19 protein-coding genes and 2 pseudogenes are annotated in these 26,104 nt (G+C 64.7%); 18 read left to right on the top strand and 3 right to left on the bottom strand.

From position 1 onward, the window contains the following. Nucleotides 1-96: 96 nt before the first annotated feature. Nucleotides 97-3,267 (bottom strand): polysaccharide pyruvyl transferase family protein, encoded by a 3,171-nt coding sequence (locus tag WDA27_09440; GenBank protein MFA5891155.1) that lies wholly within the window; start codon nucleotides 3,265-3,267, stop codon nucleotides 97-99. Between the two features lie 46 nt (nucleotides 3,268-3,313). On the opposite strand from WDA27_09440, the gene WDA27_09435 reads away from it, so the two are divergent. After that, nucleotides 3,314-4,165 (top strand): class I SAM-dependent methyltransferase, encoded by an 852-nt coding sequence (locus WDA27_09435; protein MFA5891154.1) that lies wholly within the window; start codon nucleotides 3,314-3,316, stop codon nucleotides 4,163-4,165. 5 nt (nucleotides 4,166-4,170) lie between these two features. Here WDA27_09435 and WDA27_09430 read toward each other — a convergent pair whose 3' ends face one another. Both WDA27_09430 and wecB read right to left on the bottom strand, forming a co-directional pair. Next, nucleotides 4,171-6,177: an acyltransferase family protein gene (locus WDA27_09430; protein ID MFA5891153.1), complete on the bottom strand. Its 2,007-nt coding sequence runs from the start codon at nucleotides 6,175-6,177 to the stop codon at nucleotides 4,171-4,173. A 364-nt stretch (nucleotides 6,178-6,541) separates the two neighbouring features. Further along, nucleotides 6,542-7,654 (bottom strand): UDP-N-acetylglucosamine 2-epimerase (non-hydrolyzing), encoded by a 1,113-nt coding sequence (wecB, locus tag WDA27_09425; GenBank protein MFA5891152.1) that lies wholly within the window; start codon nucleotides 7,652-7,654, stop codon nucleotides 6,542-6,544. 95 nt (nucleotides 7,655-7,749) lie between these two features. On the opposite strand from wecB, the gene WDA27_09420 reads away from it, so the two are divergent. The 17 genes and pseudogenes from WDA27_09420 (at nucleotide 7,750) to WDA27_09340 (ending at nucleotide 26,093) form a co-directional block, all read left to right on the top strand. Further along, nucleotides 7,750-9,051 (top strand): nucleotide sugar dehydrogenase, encoded by a 1,302-nt coding sequence (locus tag WDA27_09420; protein MFA5891151.1) that lies wholly within the window; start codon nucleotides 7,750-7,752, stop codon nucleotides 9,049-9,051. An 81-nt stretch (nucleotides 9,052-9,132) separates the two neighbouring features. After that, nucleotides 9,133-10,413 (top strand): geranylgeranyl reductase family protein, encoded by a 1,281-nt coding sequence (locus WDA27_09415; protein MFA5891150.1) that lies wholly within the window; start codon nucleotides 9,133-9,135, stop codon nucleotides 10,411-10,413. An 82-nt stretch (nucleotides 10,414-10,495) separates the two neighbouring features. After that, nucleotides 10,496-10,849 (top strand): annotated as a pseudogene (gene ndhC / locus WDA27_09410) (NADH-quinone oxidoreductase subunit A). 98 nt (nucleotides 10,850-10,947) lie between these two features. Beyond that, nucleotides 10,948-11,397, top strand: a pseudogene (locus WDA27_09405) (NADH-quinone oxidoreductase subunit B family protein). A gap of 32 nt (nucleotides 11,398-11,429) precedes the next feature. Then, nucleotides 11,430-11,987 (top strand): NADH-quinone oxidoreductase subunit C, encoded by a 558-nt coding sequence (locus WDA27_09400; GenBank protein MFA5891149.1) that lies wholly within the window; start codon nucleotides 11,430-11,432, stop codon nucleotides 11,985-11,987. A gap of 11 nt (nucleotides 11,988-11,998) precedes the next feature. Beyond that, nucleotides 11,999-13,258, top strand: coding sequence for an NADH-quinone oxidoreductase subunit D (locus tag WDA27_09395; GenBank protein MFA5891148.1), 1,260 nt, complete (start codon nucleotides 11,999-12,001; stop codon nucleotides 13,256-13,258). 29 nt (nucleotides 13,259-13,287) lie between these two features. Next, nucleotides 13,288-13,884 (top strand): NADH-quinone oxidoreductase subunit NuoE, encoded by a 597-nt coding sequence (gene nuoE, locus WDA27_09390; GenBank protein MFA5891147.1) that lies wholly within the window; start codon nucleotides 13,288-13,290, stop codon nucleotides 13,882-13,884. After that, nucleotides 13,881-15,167, top strand: coding sequence for an NADH-quinone oxidoreductase subunit NuoF (gene nuoF, locus WDA27_09385; protein ID MFA5891146.1), 1,287 nt, complete (start codon nucleotides 13,881-13,883; stop codon nucleotides 15,165-15,167). Before nuoE ends, nuoF begins: the two co-directional genes overlap by 4 nt. Further along, the gene (locus tag WDA27_09380) at nucleotides 15,157-17,622 is read left to right on the top strand and encodes an NADH-quinone oxidoreductase subunit G (protein MFA5891145.1); all 2,466 of its coding nucleotides are present in this window, start codon (nucleotides 15,157-15,159) and stop codon (nucleotides 17,620-17,622) included. Before nuoF ends, WDA27_09380 begins: the two co-directional genes overlap by 11 nt. Beyond that, nucleotides 17,619-18,776 (top strand): NADH-quinone oxidoreductase subunit NuoH, encoded by a 1,158-nt coding sequence (gene nuoH, locus WDA27_09375; protein ID MFA5891144.1) that lies wholly within the window; start codon nucleotides 17,619-17,621, stop codon nucleotides 18,774-18,776. The genes WDA27_09380 and nuoH overlap by 4 nt, the downstream gene beginning before the upstream one ends. Next, on the top strand, nucleotides 18,763-19,326 hold the full coding sequence (gene nuoI, locus WDA27_09370; GenBank protein MFA5891143.1) for an NADH-quinone oxidoreductase subunit NuoI: 564 nt from the start codon (nucleotides 18,763-18,765) through the stop codon (nucleotides 19,324-19,326). Before nuoH ends, nuoI begins: the two co-directional genes overlap by 14 nt. 14 nt (nucleotides 19,327-19,340) lie before the next feature. Continuing rightward, nucleotides 19,341-19,874, top strand: coding sequence for an NADH-quinone oxidoreductase subunit J (locus WDA27_09365; GenBank protein ID MFA5891142.1), 534 nt, complete (start codon nucleotides 19,341-19,343; stop codon nucleotides 19,872-19,874). Then, a complete protein-coding gene (nuoK, locus tag WDA27_09360; GenBank protein ID MFA5891141.1) occupies nucleotides 19,874-20,173 on the top strand; it encodes an NADH-quinone oxidoreductase subunit NuoK in 300 nt (99 codons plus the stop codon). The genes WDA27_09365 and nuoK overlap by 1 nt, the downstream gene beginning before the upstream one ends. After that, complete coding sequence (gene nuoL, locus WDA27_09355; GenBank protein ID MFA5891140.1) at nucleotides 20,167-22,137, top strand: NADH-quinone oxidoreductase subunit L; 1,971 nt, start codon at nucleotides 20,167-20,169, stop codon at nucleotides 22,135-22,137. The genes nuoK and nuoL overlap by 7 nt, the downstream gene beginning before the upstream one ends. Next, complete coding sequence (locus tag WDA27_09350) at nucleotides 22,137-23,651, top strand: NADH-quinone oxidoreductase subunit M (protein ID MFA5891139.1); 1,515 nt, start codon at nucleotides 22,137-22,139, stop codon at nucleotides 23,649-23,651. The genes nuoL and WDA27_09350 overlap by 1 nt, the downstream gene beginning before the upstream one ends. After that, nucleotides 23,652-25,112, top strand: coding sequence for an NADH-quinone oxidoreductase subunit NuoN (gene nuoN, locus WDA27_09345; protein ID MFA5891138.1), 1,461 nt, complete (start codon nucleotides 23,652-23,654; stop codon nucleotides 25,110-25,112). It begins immediately after the preceding gene. 12 nt (nucleotides 25,113-25,124) lie between these two features. Further along, a complete protein-coding gene (locus tag WDA27_09340) occupies nucleotides 25,125-26,093 on the top strand; it encodes a polyprenyl synthetase family protein (protein MFA5891137.1) in 969 nt (322 codons plus the stop codon). Nucleotides 26,094-26,104: the final 11 nt, after the last annotated feature.

The raw sequence follows: 26,104 nt of genomic DNA, 5'->3' as shown, positions 1-26,104 counted from the left end.
GAGATCCAGCCGACGGTCGATCGGCAAAGTATACCCGTGGCGATACTGCTCAGGTGTCGGCGCCGAGAGCGCCGGCGGACGGGGTTTGAGCGCCGCCTACGCGCCGGCCGGAGGATCGGCGAGGGTCCGGCCGAGTGCCGTCCGCAGGTCGGCGAGTTCCGAATCCAGATCGAGCGCGCGCGCCGGGAGTCGCGCCGGGAGGCCCTCAAGCCACTGATCGAACGCTCCCGTCATGCTCTCAGCGCGTCGCTTCAGCGGTGCGATCGCGTTCTGGATGTCGGTGCGCTGTCGTTTGCCGGCGACGAGCAGGTCGGCGAGTGCCGCCTCGGCCGCCTCGACCTGGAAGTCGAGTCCGAAGGCCAGCGCGTCCCGGCCGACCTGCCGGTAGTGAGCGCGGATCTTTGGGTCGTAGGCAATGCCGATGGTCGGAACTCCGAAGGAGTTGGCGAGGATCGACGCGTGGAGTCGCATGCCGATGCCGGCGCGCGCGCCGGCGAGCGCGCAGAGCAACCCGTTGTGATCCAACCCATCCAGGTGCAATGCGGCGTCCCGCCTCCGCATTCGATCGGCGATCGCGCGGTGCATCGCCGCGTCGTCGGCGCCGGCGCCCGGAGCCTGAAACGCGAGGAAGACGGCGCGGACTCCGAATCGTTCAATGGTTTGATCCAATAGCGCCGCCAGCCGGCTCGGGAAATCATCGGGCGCGTTCGGCCAGCGACGCGCGGCGACGAACACGTACTCCAGGCCTGTGAGTTCGGAGAGAACCCCGGCCGGGTCCGGCCGGGTGATAGTCAGGGTTGGATCGGCTCCGACGAGCAAATCCCCCCTGAAACCGCACTCTCGGAGGATCTCTGCCGAGCCTTCGTCGCGAACCGAGATGAACGCCGCAGTCTCGGCTACGTACCGCGCGAGCGCTCGCCCGAGTGAAGTCTCGAGCGGCCCGATTCCGATGCCGTATATCCCGACCGGAACGCCGGCGCGCGCTGCGGTGGCGGCCAGGAGCGCGATCGCCGCAAGACTTCTTGGCCGCGCTTCTCCAGAGAGCCACGCCGAGGCATCGTCGGATCGAAGGGCGTAGTCGTGAATCAGTCCGCCTCCGCCGATTACGAACGCGCTCGCGCCGGCGATGAGCTCGCGCGCAGCGTCCAGGTCTGCGATGTTGACGGCGGGAAGGTTGTGTCCGGCGGCCACTCCCGCAGCGTCGTATCCGATCACCCGGAGGTCCGTGTCGGGAAGTCGCTCGGCAAGGCCGGCCAGGATCAGCTCGTCGCCGGCATTGCCGCGGCCGTAGTAGCCGAGCACCGCGATGCTTCCGGTTGAAGTCGGCACAGGCGCCTTGATCGCGCCGAGGAGTGATGACAGCCAATGATCCCACCCGAACTCTGCGGCTCGCCGCGCGGCTGCGGCGCGGATCTCGTCGCACTCCGCTGCACGCGCGGCGTAGTAGGCGGACAGCCCGACTGCTTGTGCGAGGTTCTCGAAGACCAGCATTTGGCCGTTTGGGTCGAGCGATTCCGGGGCAATGCGCGCTGGTGCGATGACGAGGGCGCCGCGTGCAACCGCCGCAAAGACCGCACCCGCGCTTTCGCCCGTGTCGGCTGAGAACAGTTCGATCTCGGCTTCCGGTCCCGGAGTGACGGGAATGCCGGCCGCCTGCAACCGGGATGTGAGCGCTACTGCGCCGGGCGTCGCTCCGCGCACCAGGACGCCGGGAGGCCGCGCACTCCGGTCCGCGGAGGCGGCTTCGGGTAGTGCTATCGGAGGCAGGCCGCGCTCTTGGAAGAACTCGATCGCAGAGGGGTCGCTTGTAGCGATCGCATCGAACCTCATTGCGAAAGCTCCGGCGGCCTTCGTCGGCGACTCGAACCAGACGCCGACGGTTGTGGTGCCCGCGACCCGAAGACGTTCGATAGTGTCGGCGCGCGGCGCGCAGCCGTCGCCGAAGAGCAGGACGCGCGCGCGCGTTCGCTCGATGAGGCGCTCGAGACGTTCTCCGTCGATCTCCACCGGGCCGTCGCCGGCGCGAAGGCCCCACGGGTTTCGGGCGAGTGTCGGGCATGCGTCCACGTCGAAGGCGGCGATCCGCACTCCGAGAGCGTTGCCTGCGCTATGCAGATCGATCGGGCGCGGTGCGACGCCGGAAGCGCGAAGGAACGCAAGCACCGTCGTCTCGGTCGGTTGGGGGAGGGGCTTAGGAACCGCGCGGCGTGTTCGTCGTAAGGCGATCGACACGGGACTTTCGCCGAATTGTCGCCAGAGGTTCGCGCGCGTCCTGACGTCGAGGTCCCGCCTTTCCGAAAGCAGGCCGGACAGCATCGCCACACGGCTTCGAGCGCTCAGGCAGGCTTCGAACTCCGCGCGCACGGACGCAGAGAGCGCGAGGAGCGCCCCGGGATCCTCCAGCAGATCCGCGGCGATTCCAACCAACTCGGCTCTCGTTCGGACGGTGAGCGTCGATGCGAGTGGCGAAGCGGTTGCTTGCAGCGAGATCGACGGGACCCCCGTTGCCGCGTACGCGATCAGCCGGCTCGGGAAGCAGAACTCACCGAATCCCACAAGTTCCGGGAATGAGAACCGGGGCTCAGCTTCATCGAACGCCTGGGGGATGCTCAATCCAAGGCGGAATCGTGCTGTTGCCTCGGAGATTTCATCGGGAGCCAGCAGGCCGCCGGCGATCCCTGCGTAGTCCTCGTCACCGCGATTCATCCGCCCGAAGAACCGGGTCCGGAACGGGAGACTCGCGAGTAGATCGTAGCGGCCGTTTCGCCTTGGTCCGGTGCAGTTCCCCAGAAAGCCCAGTTCTATGTCCGCCGCGTCCGGATCCCAGCGAGCCGGGTAGCGCGCGTCGTCGGTCCAGAAGGGGAATGAGAAGCCTTTGATGCCGTGCCGTTGTTCGTAGAACGCAAGCACGTCTTCGCGGCCGGTGTGGAGAGTTACGTCGTAGGACTCGACGAAGTGCCGGTAGACGAGTTGGTAGAGCAGCGGGTCGTCGGAAAGCCAGGCGAACGTGACCGTGCCCTGCGCGCGCAGCTTCTCAACAAGGCGCGGCGTCAGGTGGTCTGCGCGGAAGTTGAACAAGGCGTCGGCCGGGAGCGCTTCATCCAGCAAAGCCTCCCACCGACGCTCGGTCTCCGCGTCGGGATCAAGGACGTATCCGGGCTCCCGGACCGGAACGTGAACGACGTCGTGTCCCTCGGCCCGCAACGCGGAGGCAAGACTGTCGACGACATGTCGTTCGAGGATGTCTCCCCACAAGATCCATTTCATGATTTCCTTGGTCCCGCTTGGTAGGTGTGCGCGTAGAATACCGCCCGTGAACAGGGACAAGATCAGCGATGTTTACGCAGGGCGGGCCGGATCTGCGGAGCAGCAGCGGCGGACGCGTGAGCGTATCCACTGGATGTGCCGCCGGGCTCGCGGGGCGGACGTACTCGACATCGGATGCAGCCAAGGGATCGCCTGCATCTTGCTCGGTCGTGAAGGTTTCGAAGTTGTCGGCATTGATCACGAACTCGAAGCGATCGAGGATGCACGTAAAGCCCTCTCGCTTGAGGATCCGGCAGTACAGGCGCGAGTCCGATTCGAGTACGTCGAAGCGGCGGGACTTCCGTTCGCGGATGCCAGTCTGGACACCGTCTTGCTGGGTGAGGTGATTGAGCATGTCCTTCACCCCGAGAAGATCCTCGCCGAAGTTCGGCGTGTTCTTCGTCCCGACGGCGCGCTCGTGATCTCCGCGCCGTACGGTCTGCACGTTCACCACGACCACAAGGACGCGATCTACGTTCGCCAACTGGTGGACCTGCTCGGAGGAGCATCTCTGCGCGTTGAGCAAATGGATCTGCTGGGCCCCTACGTCCTAGCGGTTGCAGTGCCGGGCGAAGCTGAAGGGATCACCGATTCACGATTGCTGGAGGTTTCGGAGGAGCGACTACGCGACGTCGACCTCGAAGTGGACCGCTTGCGCGGCCGCGTGTCTCAACTCACCGAGCAGCGCCAGCAATTGAACGACAGGATCTCCGAGTCTCGCAAGTCGCTCGAAAAGGCGCGCGCGCGCGCGACCGGGCTGGAGCGAACGCTCGCGCGTCAGCGCGCGCACTGGTGGTGGCGGCTCGGCCTGAAGGTGCAGCGCGTACTGCGACTCGGGCGGAAGTCCGCCAGGCCGTAAGTTCGTTAGGCCGTAAGCAGAGGGCTAACCAGCTTGGCGACTTCGGGGGCGAGCCGAAGGCTGTAGGTTGCGGTCAAGTGGGTCCGGTCGCGGTACATGATGATTCCATCACTGGTGACCACAGGGCACACAGCACGAGGGCAAATTGCGTGCGTAAGGTCGAGGAAGACCAAGCTCTTTACGCCGGTTGCGCGCTCGGCCTTTACGAGCGCCGAGTCGGTCTCGACGTGATTGCGTCTCGGGAACGAGCATCGCCCCGGAGTGGTTGGGTTGGCGGACAGACACTCAGGAGGCGGTTCGCCGGCGTGAGGCGTGTCTCGCATGACCGCGATGCGGGGTGCGACCGCGGCGAGCGATTTGAAGGACCGAATGCTTGCCTCTCGCCAGGTCGGGCCGATGGTTGAGGCGCTCAGTCGTTTGCCGTTCTCGTCGAGCGTGAGTCCCTGATACACGGAGGTGCGGCCGACGACTATCAGGTCCAGCGGGCCGATCGCGGCCAGGTGGGCGAGCAGGTTCTTGCGCCAAGGAGTGCACTCGGAGTATCTGCGTTGCAGGCGTTGGTTGTAAGCCTCGACATCGGTGACCGGACAGGCGCTCTTGGTCCACACAAACAGGCGCCAGCCGCGGGTCTTGGACGCACGGTCGAGTGCGGGGAACCAATTGAGGGCATGGCTGTCACCGATAAGGGCGACTGTCTTGACGCCATTTGGATCCCCGAAGACGCAATGGCCCGAGATCCTGATGCCGGTTGTCTGATGGCAGGCCCCAACCGCGAGGAACGGGTTGTCGTCCTTGGCCTGCTCGGGCGTCATCGCCAATGGGCCACCCTTTGGGATGGTGCTGTTTCCTGTCATCGGCAGTGCGAACGCAACCGCGACCGGAGTGAGCGAAAGGGCCAGACCGAAAGCCAGCGCGCGGCGCGGCGCGCCGCGAAGCCGGGGCGTGTAGCGGATCGGGTTCTCAACGATGTGGTGGGTAAGGACCGCAAGGCCGAACGAGACCAGAATGGCGAGGGCCTTGGTGAGCCCGAGTCCGATCGTCCAGCCCCCGCGCGTTCGCAAGAGCTGTGCGATGCCGAGTGCCGGCCAGTGCCACAGATACCAGGAGTAGGACAAGCGCCCGATGAGCGGGAGCGGACCGGATGCCAACCCCCTGCCGACCAGCGTTCTTACCGGCACTCCGGATCCGACCACCAGGCCTGCGCCGAGCACGGGGAGCAACGCCGCTGTTCCGGGGAACGTCATGCTCCCGCTGAAGGTGAGCGCAGCGATCCCGACGCCGATGATGCCGACGCCCGCAGCGACTTGCGCCGCGGCTCGGGGCACCGTGCGCAACCACGGCCGGGCGAGCGCTATGCCTGCGCCGATTGCGAGTTCCCATATCCGCACATGGGTTCCGTAGTAGGCGACGACTCCTTCGCGCGGTGTCAAGATCGCCGAACCTAGGAGCGAAGCACCGCCGACCGCGGCGAGAGCGACGACGAATGTGCGGGCACGCCGCTCCGGGTGTTTCGACGGGACCAGCTTCGTTGCGCCCACGATGATGAGTGGCCAGATCATGTAGAACTGCTCTTCGATGGCCAGCGACCAGTAATGCACGAGCAGGCTCTTGGCTCCATCCCCGCCGAAGTAGTCGCCCGCTTGGGCGGCGAAGCGCCAGTTGGCGAAGTACAGAGCGGCTGCGCGCGCATCCGCGAACAGCTCGCCGCGGCTGATCGGAGGGAGAAGCGCGTACCCCGCCAGCAGCGTGAACAGCACGACCAGGATCGCCAGGGGCAGCAGCCGTCGTGCCCGTCTGGCGTAGAACTCGGGAAGGTTCACGCGTCCGGAGCGCTGAACCTCATCCACCAGCATCCCGGTGATGAGGAATCCGGAGATGACGAAGAAAACGTCGACACCGACAAAGCCGCCCCTAAAGGACGTCACTCCGGCGTGGAAAAGCACGACGAACACCACCGACAAGGCTCGAAGTCCGTCGATGTCAGGCCGGTACGCGTGTTCTTTGTTCTTCATCCGCGAGTTGTTCCTGGCCTTGAGCGTTCTAGTTTCGCAGTTGAGAGGCCCTCGCTCGGCACTGAACTCGAAAGGAGCCCGTCGAGCTGACTGTGGGACTCTATCATCTGCTTTGGACGGCTTGGTCGCGCGAATGCCGGCGTGGTGGCGGGCGTCAGGCGGCTCGGAATGCCATCGGTGTCCCGCGCCTTTCCATCTTCTGACACGGAATCGGTGACATCGAGTTGGCCAATCCTGTCGGCCGTTGCCGTCTGGAGCATGGAGAACTCAGCATTACGTGGGAAGTGGTGTCGGGTTCTGGTGGTGGTTTTGGTCGACGCGGACGATACAAAGGACGTCGTAACGGCCACGACGCCTTACGGACCTACTTTCCGCACCACTTGATGATCACGTCCGCGATCCGCTCACCCGCATGGCCGTCCCACAGTGGTGGGCGCACGGGATCGGGGCGTGGTGCGGCGATTGCGGCGAGTCCCGCGTGCGCGATCGCAGCCGGGTCGGTTCCAAGCAGGGTGTTGGTTCCCATCGTGCACGTGATGGGTCGCTCGGTGTTGTGCCGCAGAGTGAGGCACGGGACGCCCAAGATCGTGGTTTCCTCTTGAATCCCGCCGGAGTCGGTGAGGACTACGCGCGCGCCGTCGATCAGTCGCAGGAAGTCCACGTAGCCCACCGGGTCCACACATGTGATGGTGCCGCGGGTCGGGCATCCGCCCAAGGAGATGAGCCCGTCGAGGCCGTGGGTCTGCATCATCTTCACGGTGCGCGGATGCGCGGGGAAGAGCACGGGCGTGGCTTGTGCGACTTCGCCAAGCGCCTTGAGGATTCCGCGCAGGGTCTCGGGGTCGTCGACGTTGGATGGCCGATGCAGGGTGACGAGCGCGTACTCGTGCTCGGTCAGGCCGAGGTCGTCCAGTATCCGCGAGGCGCGCGCGCGCTCCACGTGCCGGTCGAGTGAGTCGATCATCGGGTTGCCGGTGAAGTGAATCCGTTCACGCGAAACGCCTTCGCGCGCAAGGTTGTCCTCGGCTTCGGGCGAAGTGGTGAAGAGCAGGTCGGAGAGCTGGTCGGTCAGGACGCGGTTGATTTCCTCGGGCATCGTACGGTCGAAGCTGCGCAAGCCGGCCTCGACGTGGGCAACCGGCAGGTGCAGTTTCGCGGCAACGAGCGCCGCGGCCACCGTCGAGTTGACATCTCCGACGACGACGGTGAGGTCGGGACGGCGCTCCGTGAGCACAGGTTCGATGCGTTCCATGATTCGGGCGGTCTGTCCGGCGTGCGAGCCCGAGCCGACCTCAAGATGCACGTCGGGCTCAGGCAGGCCGAGGTCGTCGAAGAATGTGGCCGACATCTTGGCGTCGTAGTGCTGGCCGGTGTGGACCAGGATGTTCGTCGCGTCGCGCGCAGCGAGCGCACGGAGGACCGGTGCGACCTTCATGAAGTTTGGTCGCGCGCCGGCGACGTGAAGAACGGTGGGCACGGATAACCTCCCCGGCGGGCGGCCGGTGTGACCTTGATGGTTTGCCCCGCTACAGTGTGCGCGGTCTCGCGACAGTCTACCCGCGGAGCGTACACATGACCGATGACATCCTGACCAAGATCGAGGGTTCGCAGTGGGACGCGGCCGTTCTCGGCCTCGGATACGTGGGGTTGCCCTTGGCGGTGACGATGGCTCGGGCGGGGATCGAGGTCGCGGGCTTCGACGTCAACTCCGCCGTAGCGCGCGCCCTCGCCGACGGCCGGTCACACATCGATGACGTTTCAGGGGAGGATCTTGCCGCGGTTTCGGCCCGGACACATTTCACCTCGGACCCGGAGGACCTGCGCGCGCGCGACGTGCTGTTCATCTGTGTGCCGACGCCCCTGGCGGTAGGCAAGCAGCCGGACGTGAGCTACATAGAGAAGGCCGCACGGACGATCGCCGGGATCCTGCGGCCCGGTCACATGGTGATCCTTGAGTCGACCACTTATCCAGGCACGACCGAGGATCTGGTGTTGCCGATCCTGGAAGAGAGCGGTCTCAAGCTGGACCGCGACTTCCTCCTTGCCTTTGCGCCTGAGCGGGTGGACCCATCCAACGCCTCTTTCCGCACGTCCAACATCCCCCGCGTTGTCGGCGGCGCGTCCGAGGAGAGCACACGCGCGGCGGCGGCCGTCTACCGTCGGTTTGTCGAGAAAGTGCACCCGGTGTCCTCGGCTCGTACAGCGGAGATGGCCAAACTCCTGGAGAACACTTTCCGCTGGGTGAACATCGCGCTCGTAAACGAGTTGGCGACGGTGGCCCGAGGAATCGATGTCAACATCTGGGAAGTCATCGACGCTGCGGCGACCAAGCCGTTCGGCTTCATGCCCTTCTATCCTGGTCCCGGCGTCGGGGGGCACTGCATTCCGCTCGACCCCTTCTACCTGCAGTGGGCCGCGCGCGTCAGTGGCGGATCGACCCGGTTCGTAGAGCTGGCAGAAACGGTTAACTCCAGGATGCCGCAGGTCGTGGTTTCGCGCGTTCAGGACGCACTGAACGACCACTCCAAGCCGCTGCGTGGGTCGCGCGCGCTGGTGCTGGGGGTCTCCTACAAGCCCAACATCCGGGACTACCGGGAGTCACCTGCGCTTGAGTGCATCCACCATCTGGAGCACGCAGGTGCCGTCGTGCGCTATCACGACCCGCACGTTCCGGATCTGTCCGAAGAGGGACTGGAGATGTCGTCGGTGGATCTGACCGCCGCGGAAGTGGCCGAAGCCGACGTCGTTATCGTCCTTTGCGACCACGACGGGATCGACTACGAAAGCGTCGCGGCCGGCGCGCGCCTGGTGGTGGACACTCGAAACGCCTTCGGTCGCCGCGGTCTATCCGGCGAGTCGATTCGGCTGCTCTGATCGCCGCGCGCCCGCCCGCGCCGCTCGTTATGCTGGCGCCCGGCGGCTTGCCCGCCTTCCTTCGGTAGTCATAGGCTGATTGTGAAGGACTTCACAATCGTGCACGGGGGCAGCGTGACCGAATTCGATGCGGTTGTAGTTGGGGCCGGCCCCGGAGGGGCGAGCGCCGCCTATCACCTCGCATCCCGCGGTCGTCGGGTCCTGCTCGTGGATAAGGCTCGGTTCCCCAGGGACAAGGTCTGCGGGGACGGTCTTCCCCCGCGCGCGGTGAGGTGCCTCGAGCGCATGGGGGTAGACACCTCGGGTCCGAAGTGGGCGCGCGCCAGGGGCCTGCGCATCGTGGGCGGCGGCGTACGACTGGATCTGCCGTGGCCGGAGCTTTCGACCTTGCCGGCGTACTCCTTGGTCCAGCCGAGATACTCGTTCGACGCCTTGCTGCTCGAGCATGCGCGCTCCGCAGGGGCGACGGTCTGGGAGGAAACCGAGGTCACGGGGCCACTCGTTGACGATGCCGGCGTAGTTACCGGGGTTCAGTACCAAAACGGGGAGCGCGGCACCGTGCGCGCGCCGATCGTGATCGCGGCCGACGGCGTTGCCAACAGGTTCGGGGTCGCCCTGGGAGTCAAGCGGATCGAGCGCCGCCCGATGGGGGTGGCCGCGCGCACGTACTACCGCTCTCCGCGCGCCGACGACCCGATCCTTGAGAGCCACCTCGAGCTGTGGCGAGGCGACGACTTGATGCCCGGCTACGGGTGGATCTTCCCACTGGCCGACGGAACGGTGAACGTCGGCCTGGGCATGTTGAACACCTCTAAGCACTTCGGCAAGGTCAACTACAAGCAGTTGCTGCAGGACTGGGTCGCCGGATTCCCACCCGAATGGGAGATGAACCCCGACACGCAGACGGCCCCGATTCGTGGCGGATCGCTTCCCATGGGCTTCAACCGGACGCCGCTTGCCCGTCCGGGGCTGATGCTGGTCGGAGATGCCGCGGGCGCGATCAATCCGTTCAACGGTGAAGGTATCGCCTACGCGATGGAGACCGGCCTCATGGCGGCCGAGGTCGCAGAGGATGCGTTGGCGCGCGGCGGCGACCCGTGGGCGTTGCGGGCGTACCCGGATCGCCTGAAGGATGCCTACGAGGGCTACTACGCATTGGGTCGGATTTTCGTCCGGCTGATAGGAAATGGGACCATCATGCGCTCGCTGACCAAGTACGGGATGCCTCGCGAGGGTCTTATGAAGATCGTTTTCAAGATCCTGGCGAACCTCACCGACCCTCGCGACGGCGATGCGGCGGACCGGTTGATCAACGCCGTTGTGAAGGCGGCGCCGGCCGCGAACCGGGTTATCGGGTGGTGAACCGGAGGGTGCGAAACCCCTCGCGTTTGCGCGCGCGCGGTTGGCTACCTATCGTGAGGGCGGTCCGACGGGGGTTCGTGGCATGTTGAGTGACTATCTGCCGATCTTGTTGATGCTTGGTCTCGCGACGTTATTCGCCGTGGGGTCTCTTGCGATGGCTTCGATTCTCGGTCCCAAGAACCCCACTGCGGCCAAGTCGATGCCCTACGAGTGCGGCATCGTGCCCGAACGGCTGCCGAGCGAGCGCTTCCCGGTGAAGTTCTATTTGATCGCGATGTTGTTCATCATTTTCGACATCGAGACTGTCTTCTTCTATCCGTTCGCCGTCATTTTCCGCGAACTAAAGCTCTTCGGGTTGGCCGAAATGGGTGTCTTCATTGCCCTTCTACTCGTGGCCTACGTCTACATCTGGCGGGCAGGGGGGCTGGACTGGGAGGAAGAGGTTTCTGCGCGGCAGGCGATCAGCAAGCACATGTTGCGCTCCGCCCGGACCGAGGTCGATGTGTTCGCCGGTACTGAGAAGGTGGGCGCGTAGTGAACCTCGAAGACCACTTGCCCCAGGGCATCCTGCTTACCACGGTCGAGTCCTTCGTTCAGTGGGCTCGCCGCAGTTCTCTGTGGCCCGCTACGTTCGGCCTCGCGTGCTGTGCGATCGAGATGATGGCGACGGGTGGTTCCCACCATGACATCTCGCGGTTCGGCATGGAGGTCTTCCGCGGTTCGCCGCGCCAGGCCGACCTGATGATCGTCGCGGGACGGGTGTCGCAGAAGATGGCCCCGGTCCTGCGCCAGATCTACGACCAGATGCCCGAGCCGAAGTGGGTTATCTCGATGGGCGTGTGTGCGTCCTCGGGCGGCATGTTCAACAACTACGCCATCGTGCAGGGCGTGGACCAGATCGTCCCGGTAGACATGTTCGTTCCCGGCTGCCCGCCGCGGCCCGAGATGCTCCTGGACGGAATCGTCAAGCTTCACGAGAAGATCCGCCATGAGCCGCTGTTGAAGAAATAGGGGATATGGACGAGAAACTCGCAGTTTTCGTCGCAGAAGCTCGTGAACGATTTCCCTTGGCGGTGTCGGAGCCGGTCGAGGAGTTTGGGCAGACGTCGGTGGACGTCGGCCGCGACGGCCTTTCCGATGTCGCAGGGTTCCTTCGGGACGAGGTCCCGTTCGAGCTGCTGGCCGACTGGTCCTGCGTGGACTACTTCGGTATCGAGCCGCCCGAGCGGCGCTTCATGTGCGCCGCACACCTCGCGAGCGTCCGCTTTCCGGAGCGGCTGCGGTTGCGCGTGTGGATTCCCGAAGGCGACGAGCGCTGCCCTTCGCTCACGGCTTTGTGGCCGGCCGCGAACTTCATGGAACGAGAGATCTTCGACTTCTTTGGGATCACCTTCGACGGGCATCCGGATCTACGGCGCATCTTCATGCCGGAGGACTGGCAGGGCCACCCCCAGCGAAAGGACTACCCGCTGGGCGGCGTGAACGTGCAGTACAAGAACGGGGCGTTCATTCCGCCGCCGAACCTGCGCGTGCCGCCGGAGGCAACGACCGGATACCCAGGGAGGACCGCGTGAGCGACAGCGAGTTGTTCCTGGGCGGCCAAGACTGGGACACCGTTTCTTCCCGCACTTCCGCGGACACCCTGGTCATCAACATGGGACCGCAGCACCCGTCCACGCACGGCGTGCTCCGCATGGTGCTGGAGCTTGACGGCGAAACCATCGTCAACGCGCACTCGGTGATCGGCTACTTGCACACCGGCATCGAGAAGACCACCGAGGTCCGCACTTGGACCCAGGGCGTGACCCTGGTTACGCGGATGGACTACCTCTCGCCGTTGTTCAACGAGGCCGGGTACTGCCTGGCCGTTGAGCGACTGCTGGGCGTGGAGGCTCCCGAGCGCGCGCAGGCCATTCGCGTCCTACTCATGGAACTCAACCGAATCGCGTCGCACCTGGTTTGGATCGCGACCACAGGGATGGAACTCGGTGCGCTGTCGCTGATGCTGTACGGGTTCCGCGAGCGCGAATTGATCCTGGACATCTTCGAGCACATCACCGGCTTGCGGATGAACCACGCGTTCATCCGTCCCGGAGGTATCTCGACCGACCTTCCCGAGGGCAGCGTCGAGAAGATCCGGGAGTTCTTGGATTACGTGCCGGCGCGTTTCGACGAGTATGAGACGCTGCTGACGGAGAACCCGACGTGGATCGATCGCAACAAGGGCATCGGCGTGTTGCCGGCCGACGTTGCGCTGGGTCTCGGGGTGACCGGACCACTGCTGCGTGCCGCCGGTGTCGCCCAGGACTTGCGAAAGACGCAGCCTTACTGCGGCTACGAGCAGTACGACTTCGATGTCCCGGTGGCGACTGAGGCGGATTGCCTTGCGCGCTACCACGTACGAATGGCCGAGATGCGTGAGTCGGTCAAGATCGCGCGCCAGGTGCTGGACACGCTTCCCGGCGGACCGGTCATGGTTACCGATCCCAAGATCGCCTGGCCGGCGCAGCTCAAGCTCGGAAACGACGGGCTTGGGAACTCGCTCGACTACATCCGCTCGATCATGGGCGAGTCGATGGAAGCGCTGATTCACCACTTCAAGCTGGTGACTGAGGGGTTCTCGGTTCCGGCTGGAGAGGTGTACGTTCCGGTCGAGTCGCCGCGCGGGGAACTCGGGTTCCATGTGGTTTCCAGCGGCGACAACAAGCCCTGGCGCGTGCACACACGCGACCCCAGCTTTATCAACTTGCAAGCGATGCCGTACATGGTGCGCGGGCAGCTCATCGCCGATGTGATTGCGGCGGTAGCGAGTATCGATCCCGTGATGGGTGGAGTGGACCGATGACCCAAGGTTCGTGCAGGGACACGTCGGAGATGGGACCGCGTCGGAACCCCGTCGCGGTGCCGCCGTTGTCCGACGAGTTCTACGAGAATGCGAAGAAGCTGATCGCGCGGTACCCGCAGGGGCGCGCGCGCAGCGCGCTGCTGCCGCTGCTGTACCTGGTGCAGTCCGAGCACGGGTTCGTGTCTCCGGAAGGACAGCGTGCGATTGCCGAGATCCTCGGCCTGTCGCACGCGGAGGTCGCCGCGGTTTCGACCTTCTACACGATGTTCAAGCGCACGCCGCAGGGCAAGTGGCTGATCAGTGTGTGCACTCAGCCGGCGTGTTCGCTCGCCGGAGCCAAGGAGATCGTCGCGCGCCTTCAGGAGCGGCTCGGCATCGCGAACGGCGAAACCACCGACAACGGGATGATCTCGCTGGAGGAGGTCGAGTGCCTGTGCGTGTGTGACGGCGCTCCTGTCGTCGCCGTCAACTACGAGAACTACGAGAAGATTGCCGTCGAGGAAGCCGTCGACTTGGTGGTGCGCTTGATGCAGGGGGAGGCGCCGCCGCCGGCATCGCGCGGAGACGTGCCGCCGGACTTTGCCGCCGTTAATCGCAGGATGTCCGGTCTGGAGGCGCCGCGATGAGTCCCGACGCGCCGCTGCAGCAGACGCGGGTTCTCACCGCGCGCTGGGAGACCCCCGGTGCCGATCGTCTCCCCGGGTACCTCGCGACGGGCGGTTACGCGGCGCTGAAGAAGGCGCTCGCGATGACTCCGGACGACATCATCGGAATGGTCAAAGAGGCCGGACTTCGCGGTCGCGGCGGTGCGGGTTTTCCCACGGGACTGAAGTGGAGTTTCATCCCGAAGGACCGTCGTCCTTCGTACATCGTGTGCAACGCCGACGAGGGCGAACCGGGAACGTTCAAGGACCGCGAACTCATCGAACGCGATCCGCACCAGTTGATCGAAGGAATGGCGATCGCCGCATACGCGATCGGCTGCACCGAGATGTATGTCTTCATGCGCGGGGAGTTTTCTTATCCGGCGCGCGTGATGGAACGCGCAATCGCTGAGGCCTACGAGGGCGGGTTCCTCGGCAAGAACATTTGCGGCAGCGGATACGACCTGGACTTCGTGATCCACCGCGGTGCCGGCGCCTACATCTGCGGAGAAGAAACCGCGTTGCTGGAAGCGATCGAGGGCCGGCGTGGCCAGCCGCGCCTGCGGCCGCCGTTCCCCGCGACGCACGGTTTGTTCGCGAGTCCGACGGTCGTGAACAACGTCGAGACGTTCACGTGCGTGCCGCACATCGTCAACAACGGCCCGGACTGGTTCAAGACCCTCGGAACTGAGAAGTCGGCCGGAACCAAGATCTTCAGCATCTCCGGTGACGTCGAGCGCCCCGGCAACTACGAGGTCCCGTTCGGCACGAGCGCGCGCGACTTGATCGAAGGGTTCGCCGGCGGCGTCAAGGGCGGGAAGCGCCTGAAGGCTTTCACCCCCGGCGGTGCCTCGTCGACCGCGATCTTCGGAGCGGACAAACTCGATGTCGCGCTGGACTGGGAATCGGTGCAGGCGGCCGGATCGCTTCTTGGAACCGGCGCAGTGATCGTGTTCGCCGAGGACGTGTGCATGGTGCGTACGGCTCTGCGCTTCACGCAGTTCTACGCGCACGAGTCCTGCGGAAAGTGCACGCCGTGTCGTGAAGGAACCTACTGGCTGGTCAACGCACTGCAGCGCTTCGAAGATGGCGGCGGGCGCGAAGAGGAACTCGAGATCTTGCCGAGAGTTGCCGGAAACATCCTCGGACGCACCTTCTGCGCGCTGGGGGACTTCGCAACCGCGCCGGTCGCTTCGACGGTGGACTTGTTCGCCGACGAGTACCGCGCGCACATCGAAAAGAAAGGATGCCCGTTTGAGCGCTGAGCAGAAGATGGTCAAGCTCACGATCGACGGGCGTGAGCTTGAGGTCCCCGCGGGGACGCTGGTGATCCGTGCGGCCGAACAACTGGGGATTTACATCCCGCGCTTCTGCGACCATCCGCTGCTCGACCCGTTGGGGGCATGCCGTCAGTGCCTGGTCGAGATCGAAGGGCAGCGCAAGCAGCTGACCGCGTGCACGACGACCGTGAGCGAGGGGATGGTCGTCTCGACGCAGGCGGCGTCGCAGGCCGCGCGCGATGCCCAAGAATCCGTACTCGAGTTCTTGCTGGTGAACCACCCGCTCGACTGCCCGATGTGCGACAAGGGCGGCGAGTGCCCGCTGCAGGATCAGACTTTGAAGTACGGTCCCGGCGAGTCTCGCTACGTCGACGCGAAGCGGCGGTTCACTAAGCCGATTCCGATCAGTCCTCTCATCAACCTGGATCGCGAACGGTGCGTGCTGTGTGCCCGCTGCACGCGGTTCTCCTCGCAGATCGCCGGCGACCCGTTGATCGAGTTCTTCGAGCGCGGCGCCTCCGAGCAGGTCGCGGTTTTCGAGGAGGAGCCTTTCTCGAGCGCGTTCAGCGGCAACGTCACGCAGATATGTCCGGTCGGCGCGCTGACGACGTCGACGTTCCGGTTCCGCGCGCGCCCGTTCGACATGACCACCACTCGCTCGACGTGCACTCGCTGCGCGAGCGGATGCGCCATCGGAGTGCAAGCCCGGCGCGGCGAGTTGGTTCGAATTCTGGCCGCCGTCGACTTGGACGTAAACGACGAGTGGCTTTGCGACAAGGGTCGCTTCGGACACGCTTATGTCGCCACGCCCGAGCGCGTCACGCAACCCTTGGTGCGCAAAGGCGGAGAGCTGGTGGAGACCTCTTGGTCCGAAGCGCTCGAAGTGGTTGCGTCTCGCGTTCGCGCTGCGCGCGAGGCCGGTGCGCGCATCGGCGTGCTGGGCGGGGAGCAGTTGCTCGACGAGGACGCGTATGCGCTGTCGCGGTTCGCGCGCACGGTGCTTGGCACCAACGACGTGGACGCGCGGGTGCGCGTCGGCGCCGACGACGAAGAGCATCTGTTCCAGGCGCTTCCCAAGACGATCACCGCCACGAATCAGGACATCGACGCGGCGCGCGCGGTGCTCGTCGTCGGGCTCGACGCCCACGAGGAGTCGCCGATCGTATTCCTGCGCCTGCGCAAGGCCGGGCGTCGTCTCGGAACGCGCGTCGTCGAGGTCGGGCCGATGCGAACTGCGCTTGAGAAGTCGAGTGGCGAGTGGCTGGCTACTCCGGCCGGCGCGGAGAGCGCGGCGCTGATTGCGCTGGCGTGCGCCATCGGCGGCGAAGGGCTCGACGCAGAGTTGCGGGCCATCGTTGACGATCCGGAAGCGATTTCCGCCGTCGAGCGCGCAGGGATCGATACGGCCGAAGCCGCACGACTGGCGGAGGTTCTCGAAGAGGCTCGCGGGTCGGTCGTCGTTCTGGCGGGAGAGCGACTGGCGGGGTCGCCCGGCGCACTCCCGCTCGCGTGGAACCTCGCGCGCGCCCTTGGAGGCAAGTTCGGCTGGGTCCCACGAAGGGGAGGCGCGCGCGGTGCCGTCGATGCGGGATTGCACCCGGCGCTGCTGCCCGGTGGCCGTTCCGTTCGGTGGGCGCCGCATCGCGAAGAGGTGGAGCAAGTCTGGGGATCTCCGGTTCCCGAGGCCGTCGGCCGGGACGCGCGCGCGATTCTTGAGAACGCAGCCGAGACCGCCGTGCTGTTCTTGTTCGGCGCCGACCCGGTGCGGGACTTCCCGGGGATCACTTCGACGTCGGCACAGTTCGTGGTGGCGTGCGACATGTTCCTGACGGCCTCGGTCTCGCAAGCCGACGTTGTTCTGCCGGCTGCGGCAGGCACCGAGCGCGCCGGGACCGCGACGAACTGGGAGGGCAGACGCCGGGCGGTGCGCGCGGCGACCTCTCCGGCCGGAGCTTCGCAGGCCGACATTGAGGTCCTGGCAGCGCTGGCTGCGGAACTCGGGCATGACTTCCCCGGGACGCTTGAGGATTTGGGCGAGGAGATGCGCGCGCTTGCAGCGGAGCCGGTCGAGGCAAAACTGTTGGAGGTCTCGTCGGTGGCGGCGCCGCACGGCGACGCTGAGCGCTCCTTCGGACTGCTCTCGTACCCGATGCTGATCGACTCCGGCACCTTGACGGCGGGAGCGGATGCGCTGACCTCGACGGGCGAGGCTCCGTATGTGGTGCTGAGCTACGCCGATGCGTCGTCTCGCGGAATCGCAGACGGCACCACCGTGCGGGTCGCTTCGGCTGCCGGTGAAGTGCGCGCGCCGGCTCGGATCTCAAAGAACCTCGCTCCGGGAGTGGTTTTCGTTCCTGCAAGGCAGGGAGATGTGAATGCCGGCGTGCTGTTCGACGCCGGAGAATCGGTTGGATTCGTTCACGTGGAGGCGGTGGAGTGACGGGCATCGACATCGTCATCGCGTTTGTGAAGGCGGTAATCATCTTCGCCTTCTTGTTGGTGAGCGTCTTGTTGACGGTTTGGGGAGAGCGGCGCGCGGTGGGTTACATGCAGCAGCGCGTCGGCCCCAACCGTGTGGGTCCGTTCGGCATACTGCAGGCGCTTGCCGACGGTGTGAAGTTGATGTTCAAAGAGGACATCCATCCGTCGGCTGCGGATCGGGGAACGTTCCTCGCCGCTCCACTGGCGGCGGTCATCCCCGCGTTCCTTGCGTTCGCCATCGTTCCATTCGGTCGCGACTTCACGATCGGGAACACCGTGATACGGATGCAGCTTGCGGATCTGAACATCGGGATCTTGTTCTTCCTCGCCACCGGATCGTTGATGGTCTACGGCGTGGTTCTCGCCGGCTGGTCGTCGGGAAGCGTGTATCCGTTGCTCGGCGGCGTGCGGGCGACAGCCCAGATGATCTCCTACGAGATTGCGCTCGGGATGTCCGTAGTTGCCGTCGTGATGTACTCGGGAACCTTGTCGACGCGGGGCATTGTGGACGCGCAGGCCGGAACGTACCTGGGCTTCTTGCCGCACTGGAATGTGTTCGCTCAGTTGCCGGCGTTCCTGATCTTCATGGTGGCGGGGCTCGCCGAGACCAACCGGCCTCCCTTTGACCTCCCTGAGGCCGAGACCGAACTGGTAGCCGGATTCCACACCGAGTACTCGGGGATGAAGTTTGCGATGTTCTTCCTTGCCGAGTACTTGCACGTGATCACGACGTCGGCAATCACGGTGACATTGTTCCTCGGTGGATGGCGTGGACCGATCCTGCCGTTCGCCCGTCCGCTATGGCCCGTGATGTGGTTCTTGCTCAAACTCGTCGCGATGATCTTCGTCTTCATCTGGGTTCGCGCGACTTTGCCGAGGTTCCGCTACGACAAGTTGATGCGATTCGGGTGGAAGCTTCTCGTTCCGGCCGCGTTGGGATGGGTGATGGTCACGGGGGTCATGGTCGTGCTGCCGCAGACGGTGAGCACGGTGACGCTGACGTCGGCGATCGCGATCGCGCTGGGCTTCGCCCTGCTGGTGTGGATGGCGTACTTGCGACGCAGGTCGGTCCTTCGCTCGGTGAAGGGAGGTGTGGCCGGTGGCGTTTCTTGAGATCGCCAAGGGCCTCGCCGTTACCGCGGGGCATCTCTTCCGCAAGCCGGTCACGTTCCAGTACCCGGAGCACAAGAAGCAGCCATCGCCGCGCTACCACGGCCGCCACGTCCTGAACCGCTATGACGACGGCCTTGAGCGGTGTATCGGGTGCGAGTTGTGCGCGTGGGCTTGCCCGGCCGACGCGATCTTCGTGCAATCCGCCGACAACACGCCTGACGCGCGCTACTCGCCGGGCGAGCGATACGCGAGCGACTACCAGATCAACTACTCCCGCTGTATCTTCTGCGGGCTGTGCATCGAAGCCTGCCCGACGCGCGCGCTGACGATGTCCACGGAGTACGAACTGGCGGGTCCGAACCGCAGTGAATTGATCTACACGAAGGACCGGCTGCTTGCGCCGGAGGTGGCGGGCGTGAAGCCCGCGCCGCATACCGACGAAGAGGTGCGCGCGCGCGACATCAACTACTACGGCGGACCGCAGGTCACCCCGCCGCTCACGTCGGCCGAAGCGGCCCGCGAGCGGCTCGGCGGCGCGGGTGCGCATTGAAACGGGGGGAGTGAGTGGAGAAGTTCATCTTCTGGCCGGCGGCGGTGGTGTCGCTCGGCAGTGCTTTTCTCATGCTCCTGACGCCCAACGCGGTGCATGCGGCCCTGGCGTTGGTCGTGAACTTCTTCGCGCTGGCGTTGTTCTACATCTTGCTGGACGGGCACTTCATCGCCGCCGTTCAGGTCATTGTCTACACCGGCGCGATCATGGTTCTGTTCCTGTTCGTGATCATGCTCTTGGGCGTCGACCGGCGCGAGGATCTGAGGGAGACGATTCGCTTCCACAGACCGACGGCAATCGCCTTGTGCGTCGGCCTTGGGGGACTCGTGGTGTTCACGGTGCGGGCTGCGTTCCAGATCCCGTTCGCCGGTCTCGAATCTGCGAACGCGGCTGGGAACGTCCAGGGCGTCGGACGCCTGTTGTTCACCCACTACTTGTGGCCGTTCGAGGTGACCTCACTGCTTCTGATCGTCGCCGCGGTGGGTGCGATGGTCATCGGCAAGCGCCGGAGGCCTGAGATGCTCGAAACGGAGGACGAGGAGGCATGATCCAGCCGGCGCAGTACCTGGCTCTAGCGGCAATGTTGTTCGCCGTAGGGGTGGCGGGCGTGCTGATTCGAAAGAACGCGCTCGTCATCTTCATGTCGATCGAGTTGATGCTCAACGCTGTCAACCTCACCTTGGTGACGTTTTCCAAGATGCAGGGCAATCTCGACGGTCAGGTTCTCGCTTTCTTCGTGATGGTGGTCGCTGCCGCCGAGGTCGTGGTCGGCTTGGCCATCATCGTGTCGATCTTCCGACGCAAGGGATCGGCTTCCGTCGATGAATTCAAGGTGCTGAAGTGGTAGGGATTCTCGCGCACTCCAACACGCCGTCGATCGTCGAGTTTGGCTGGCTCATTCCGGCCTTCCCGCTGTTCGGGTCTGCGATCCTGCTGGCCTACGGGCGTCGCCTCGGGCGGGCGAGCGGCCCCATCGCAACGATCATGATGATCGCATCGTTCGTCGTCAGCGCGATCACGTTCTTCCAGATCGTAGGACGGTCGGCGGCCAGTCGCGTGTACACCGAGACGCTGTACTCATTCATCCGCGCCGGGAACTTCGACGTCAAGGTGGACTATCGGATCGATCCGCTGTCCATCGTGATGTTGTTGGTCGTGACCGGAGTGGGGTCGCTGATCCACCTCTACTCGATCGGCTACATGAAGGGCGATCCGCGCGAGGGGCGATACTTCTCGTACTTGAACCTGTTCGCGTTCTCGATGCTCGTGCTGGTGCTGGCCAACAACTTCCTGATGATGTACGTCGGGTGGGAACTGGTCGGTCTGTGCTCGTACTTGTTGATCGGATTCTGGTTCGAGAAGCGCGAGAACGCGTCGGCCGCGAAAAAGGCGTTCATCACCAACCGCGTCGGCGACTTCTCGTTTGCGATCGGGTTGTTCCTGATCTTCGCGAACTTGGGGTCGCTGGACTTCGACCAGGTGTTCACCAGCGCCCCGCTGCTGGCTGGGGGAACCGCGACGGTCATCGCTTTGCTGCTCTTTGGTGGGGCCGCGGGCAAGAGCGCCCAGATTCCGCTGTACGTCTGGCTCCCGGATGCGATGGCGGGTCCAACGCCGGTTTCCGCGTTGATTCACGCGGCGACGATGGTCACCGCCGGCGTCTACATGGTGGCCAGGACACACGTCTTCTTCGACTTGTCGAGCACTGCCGGCACCGTGGTGGCCGGAGTCGGCGTAGCCACGGCGCTCCTGGCCGGGGTGATTGCGATAGCACAGGATGACATCAAGCGCGTTCTTGCCTACTCCACTGTTTCGCAACTCGGGTTCATGTTCATCGGTGTTGGAGTCGGTGCATATACGGCCGGGATCTTCCACTTGGTGACGCACGCGTTCTTCAAGGCGCTGCTGTTCCTGGGAGCCGGCAGCGTGATGCACGCGATGTCTCAGCGCACAGACATCACCAAGATGGGTGGACTGGCGAAGAAGATTCCCTGGACGATGTTCACGTTCGTCCTCGGGTGGCTCGCAATCTCCGGTTTCCCCGGGACGGCAGGCTTCTTCTCCAAGGATCAGATCCTCGAAGGCGCTTACCACGCGCATCAGGACGTGATCTGGATCCTTGGGCTGATCGGGGCCGGTCTCACGGGCTTCTACATGACGCGACTCGTTTGGCTCACCTTCTTCGGGAAGAGCCGGGACGAAGAGGGGCTGCATCCGCACGAGTCGCCGCCGTCGATGGTGTTCCCTCTCGTCGTGTTGGGCGTTGCCGCGATCATCGGTGGATTCCTTATCAACTCGACTCCGGAGGATGGGCGCCTGGCGCGATTCCTCGCGCCGGTTGTGTCGAGTCAGAGTGCTGGTTTCGTTGAAGGCGAGGCATCGGGAGCAGTTTCCGCCGAGGGATCCGACGAAGAGCGACCGCTGTCGGCGGGCGCACTGTCGGGGCTCGCGACTGCTGCGGGACTCGGTGGTGTTGCGCTGGCGTTCGCGATGTACTCAGGCGGGTTCGACTGGCGCCGCCGCAGGGAGAACCCAGGGGTGGTGTGGCGCACGGTCCGGAACAAGTTCTACGTCGATGAGGTCTACCAGTTCATGTTCACGAGTCTGGGCAGACTCGGAGCGACGACGCTGGCATTCGTGGTCGACGCTCGATGGATCGACGGCTTCGTGAACGGCATCGGGTCGGTGACTGGGCGGCTGGCGGCGAGTGGTCGCCGTGTGCAAACCGGCTTGGTCCGTTCCTATGCGCTCAGTCTCCTCGGGGGCGGCATCATCCTGGTCGGGTTCCTGTTTGCGAGGGCGGTGCGCTGATGCGGTGGCTGAGTTGGACTCTTTGGACGCCGATCGCCGGCGTGGTGGTGCTTGCTTTCTTGCCGAAGGCCAAGCATGAGCTGATTCGTTGGTGGACGTTGCTCGTTTCGGTTGTGGCGTTTGCGTTCTCGATTGGAATCCTGGTGAACTTCCGCACCGGCGTCGGCGGGTTGCAGATGGTCGAGCGCGCGACTTGGATTCGCCAGTTCGGCGCCTCCTATCACTTGGGTGTCGACGGAATCAGTCTGTTCCTGGTCTTGCTGACGACGTTCTTGCTTCCTGTGTGCGTGTTGGCGTCGTGGAAGGTGGACAAGAACCCCAAGATGTTCATGGGGTTGCTCCTGGCGTTGGAGTCCGCGGTCATCGGAGTGTTCCTGTCGCTCGACCTCTTGCTCTTCTACCTGTTCTGGGAGGCCATGCTGGTCCCGATGTACTTCCTCATCGGGTACTGGGGACACGAACGTCGCATCTACGCGGCGGTGAAGTTCTTCTTGTTCACTCTGCTCGGCGGGGTGCTGATGCTTGCCGGCATCTTGGTGACGGTGTTCACCGCGAGCCGCGAACTCGGCGGGATCACGTTCGATCTGACCAAACTCCAAAACGTGACGTTCGCGGGTTCCACGGGGCGGTGGCTCTTCCTTGCGTTCTTCGCCGCGTTTGCGATCAAGATCCCGCTGTTCCCGGTGCACACGTGGTTGCCCGACGCGCACACCGAGGCGCCGACGGCCGGCAGCGTGATCCTGGCCGGCGTGCTGTTGAAGATGGGTGGATACGGCATCCTGCGGTTCGCAATCGGGCTGTTCCCGGCGGTGGCCCGCGAGTTCGCACCGTGGATTGCGGCGCTGGCGATCATCGGAATCATCTACGGGGCGCTCGTCGCGATGATGCAGCGGGACCTCAAGCGTCTGGTTGCGTACTCGAGTGTCAGCCACCTTGGGTTCGTGGTGCTGGGCATCTTCGCCTTCTCGTTGACGAGCATGCAGGGCGCGAGCCTGCAGATGATCAACCACGGGTTGGCTACCGGGGCTTTGTTCCTCATCGTCGGCATGCTCTACGAGCGTCGTCACACTCGGTTGATCGAGGACTTCGGTGGACTGGCTAGTGTCGTCCCCGTGCTCGCGGGGACGTTCCTGATCGCATCCCTGGCGTCACTGGGGCTGCCCGGTCTCAACGGGTTCGTCGGGGAGTTCCTGGTTCTGATCGGGACGTTCACCGAGCACCGGCTGTGGGCGATTCTGGCCGCTTTCGGCGTCATTCTTGCTGCGATCTACCTGCTGTGGGCGTACCAGCGCGTCATGTGGGGTCCGCTGGAGCGGGAGGAAAACAAGAAGATTCCGGACCTGGGCGCGCGCGAGAAATTGCTGTTGGCCCCGGTGCTCGGGCTCATCTTGGTTCTCGGCGTGTGGCCGCGGCCGCTGCTGGACCGGATGGAACCTTCGTTGGAGCGGGTCCTGGAACGTGTTGAATCCGCAACGCCCGCCGGCGTGTCGCTAAGTTCGGTTGGAGGTCGGTAGATGCCCGTAACGCAAGCACCAGCCATTAGCTGGCAGGCGATCGGCCCGGTGCTGGCGCTCGGCGGCGGCGCCGTCGTGGCCCTTCTAATCGGTGCAGTCCGGCAGCAGGTGTCGCGAGTTGTGCTTGCCGGGGTGACTCTGATCTCGATTGCCGTCTCAGGGGGACTTACGTACTCGCTGGCGGGCAAGCACATTGTGGGGATGCAGGGGATGGTGGCCTCCGACGGGGTGGCCCTCTTCACCAATCTCACGCTTTTGGTGACCGCGGCACTTGTGACGCTGGTGAGCTTTCACTACTTGCGCGCGCGGCGTATTCATCGGGTCGAGTACTACCCGTTGCTTCTCCTGGCTACTGCGGGGATGGTCATGCTCGCCGCGGCGAACGATCTCATCATGGTCTTCATCGCGCTCGAGGTGCTGTCGCTGGCGCTGTACGTGATGGTGAGTATGGCTCGGCGCGACGCGGGAGCGCAGGAAGCAGCCTTGAAGTACTTCCTTCTTGGGGCGTTCTCGAGTGCGATTCTGCTGTACGGGATTGCCCTGATCTTTGGCGGCGCGGGGACGACGAACATTTCCCGGATCGCCGGCCAGGTCGCCGCGGGCTCGATGGACAACCGGCTGGTGTTCGTCGGTCTCGGTCTGATTCTGATCGGGTTCGCATTCAAGATCGCGGCCGTTCCGTTTCACATGTGGACCCCGGACGTGTACCAGGGGGCGCCCACGTCGGTCACCGCTTTCATGGCCGGTGGAACAAAGGCTGCCGGGTTCGCCGCGCTGCTGCGGGTGCTGATGGTGTCTTTCGGTTCACTTCAGTGGGACTGGCGCCCTGCGATGTTCGTCCTTTCAATCGTGACCATGGTGGTCGGGTCGCTCCTGGCGATAGCGCAGACGGACGTGAAGCGGTTGCTCGCATACTCGTCGATCGCGCATGCGGGCTTCGTCCTTGTCGGTGTCGTCGCTGCCAACGGCGAAGGCCTTGCCGGCGCGTTGTTCTACCTGTTGGTGTACGCGGTCATGACGGTTGGGGCGTTCGCCGCAGTGATGGTGTCCGCCCCCAACGGTAAGGAACGTCTGGATCTCACCAGTTGGACGGGACTGGGGCAGCGTCACCCGGTCTTCGCCGGGGTCATGACTTTGTTCCTGTTGTCGCTTGCGGGCATCCCGCCGACGGCCGGGTTCATGGGCAAGTTCTACGTGTTCTCGGCGGCGATCAACGCAGGCGAAACGGGCCTGGTCGTGGCCGGCGTCTTGGCCAGCGTTGTGGCCGCCTTCTTCTACCTTCGTCTCATCGTCGTGATCTGGCTCGAGGATGCTCCGGCGGAGGACGGCGACGGCGGACTCGGGCTTACTCGGCCGGCGTCGGTTGCCCTTGCGCTTGCCTCGATCGCCGTCGTCGCCGTCGGTGTGTGGCCGCAGGCGCTGATGGATCTGGCACGGCATGCCGCCGTGTTCACCGGGTAGGCTGTCGTCTCCATGGGTGCCGTACGCGACCCGGTCGCGATCCTCGAACTCGACATCCGAGCCGACCTGCAGCTGGTGGAATCCCAGCTGCGTGAATCCGTTGGCTCGGATCAATCGCTTGTGCACGAGGCCGCGCTCTACCTGATCCAGGCCGGCGGCAAGCGCATTCGTCCGAAGCTAGCGCTCCTTGCCGGGCGCGCGGGGGACCGACTCGGCCCGCCTCTGGTGTCCTGCGCGGTTTCGGTCGAGTTGATCCACTTGGCCAGCCTGTACCACGACGACGTCATCGACGAGACGCTCGTGCGTCGGGGTGTGCCGACTGCGCACGTTCGATACGGCAACGACGTAGCCGTGCTGACCGGCGACTTCTTGTTCGCCCGCTCATCCGCGCTTGCTGCGCGCCTCGGACCGTATGTTTCCGAGCGCTTGTCGGACACGATCGCCGCGCTGTGTGAAGGCCAGATCATGGAAGGTCAGATGGCAGGCCGTCTCGACGTCGCTCCCGAGCACTACCTCGAGGTGATCCGGCGCAAGACGGCGTCGCTGATCGCATCCTCATGCCATCTTGGTGCGTGGCTGTCGGGCGCTTCTGCGGAGATCGTGCAGGCGTTGACCACATTCGGCGATGCGATCGGGATGGCGTTCCAGTTGGCCGACGATATCCTCGACATCGCCGCCGAGCAGGAGGAATCGGGGAAGGTCCCCGGAACCGACATCCGCGAGGGTGTGCTTACGCTCCCCGCGCTGCATACGCTCGAGCAGGGCGGTTCCGGCGGGGACGCGTTGCGTTCGGCGCTGGAGACGCAGGACGTCGAGGCCGCTCTCGGACTGCTGCGAACCAATGGATCGCTGGAGTTTGCGCGCGCGGCGGTCGCGGATTGGCAGCGCGCGGCGGTGGATGCGCTGGCTCCGATTCCCGACGGGCCCGTCCGGGATGCACTCGAGCAGGTCGCCGCATTCATCGGCGAACGCAAGTCCTGAACCCGGCCCGT

The sequence above is a fragment of the Actinomycetota bacterium genome (assembly GCA_041658565.1).
Lineage (GTDB): Bacteria > Actinomycetota > AC-67 > AC-67 > AC-67 > JBAZZY01.
The sequence above is the reverse complement of the archived record's forward strand: the minus strand, read 5'-3'. Positions and strand labels throughout refer to the sequence as shown.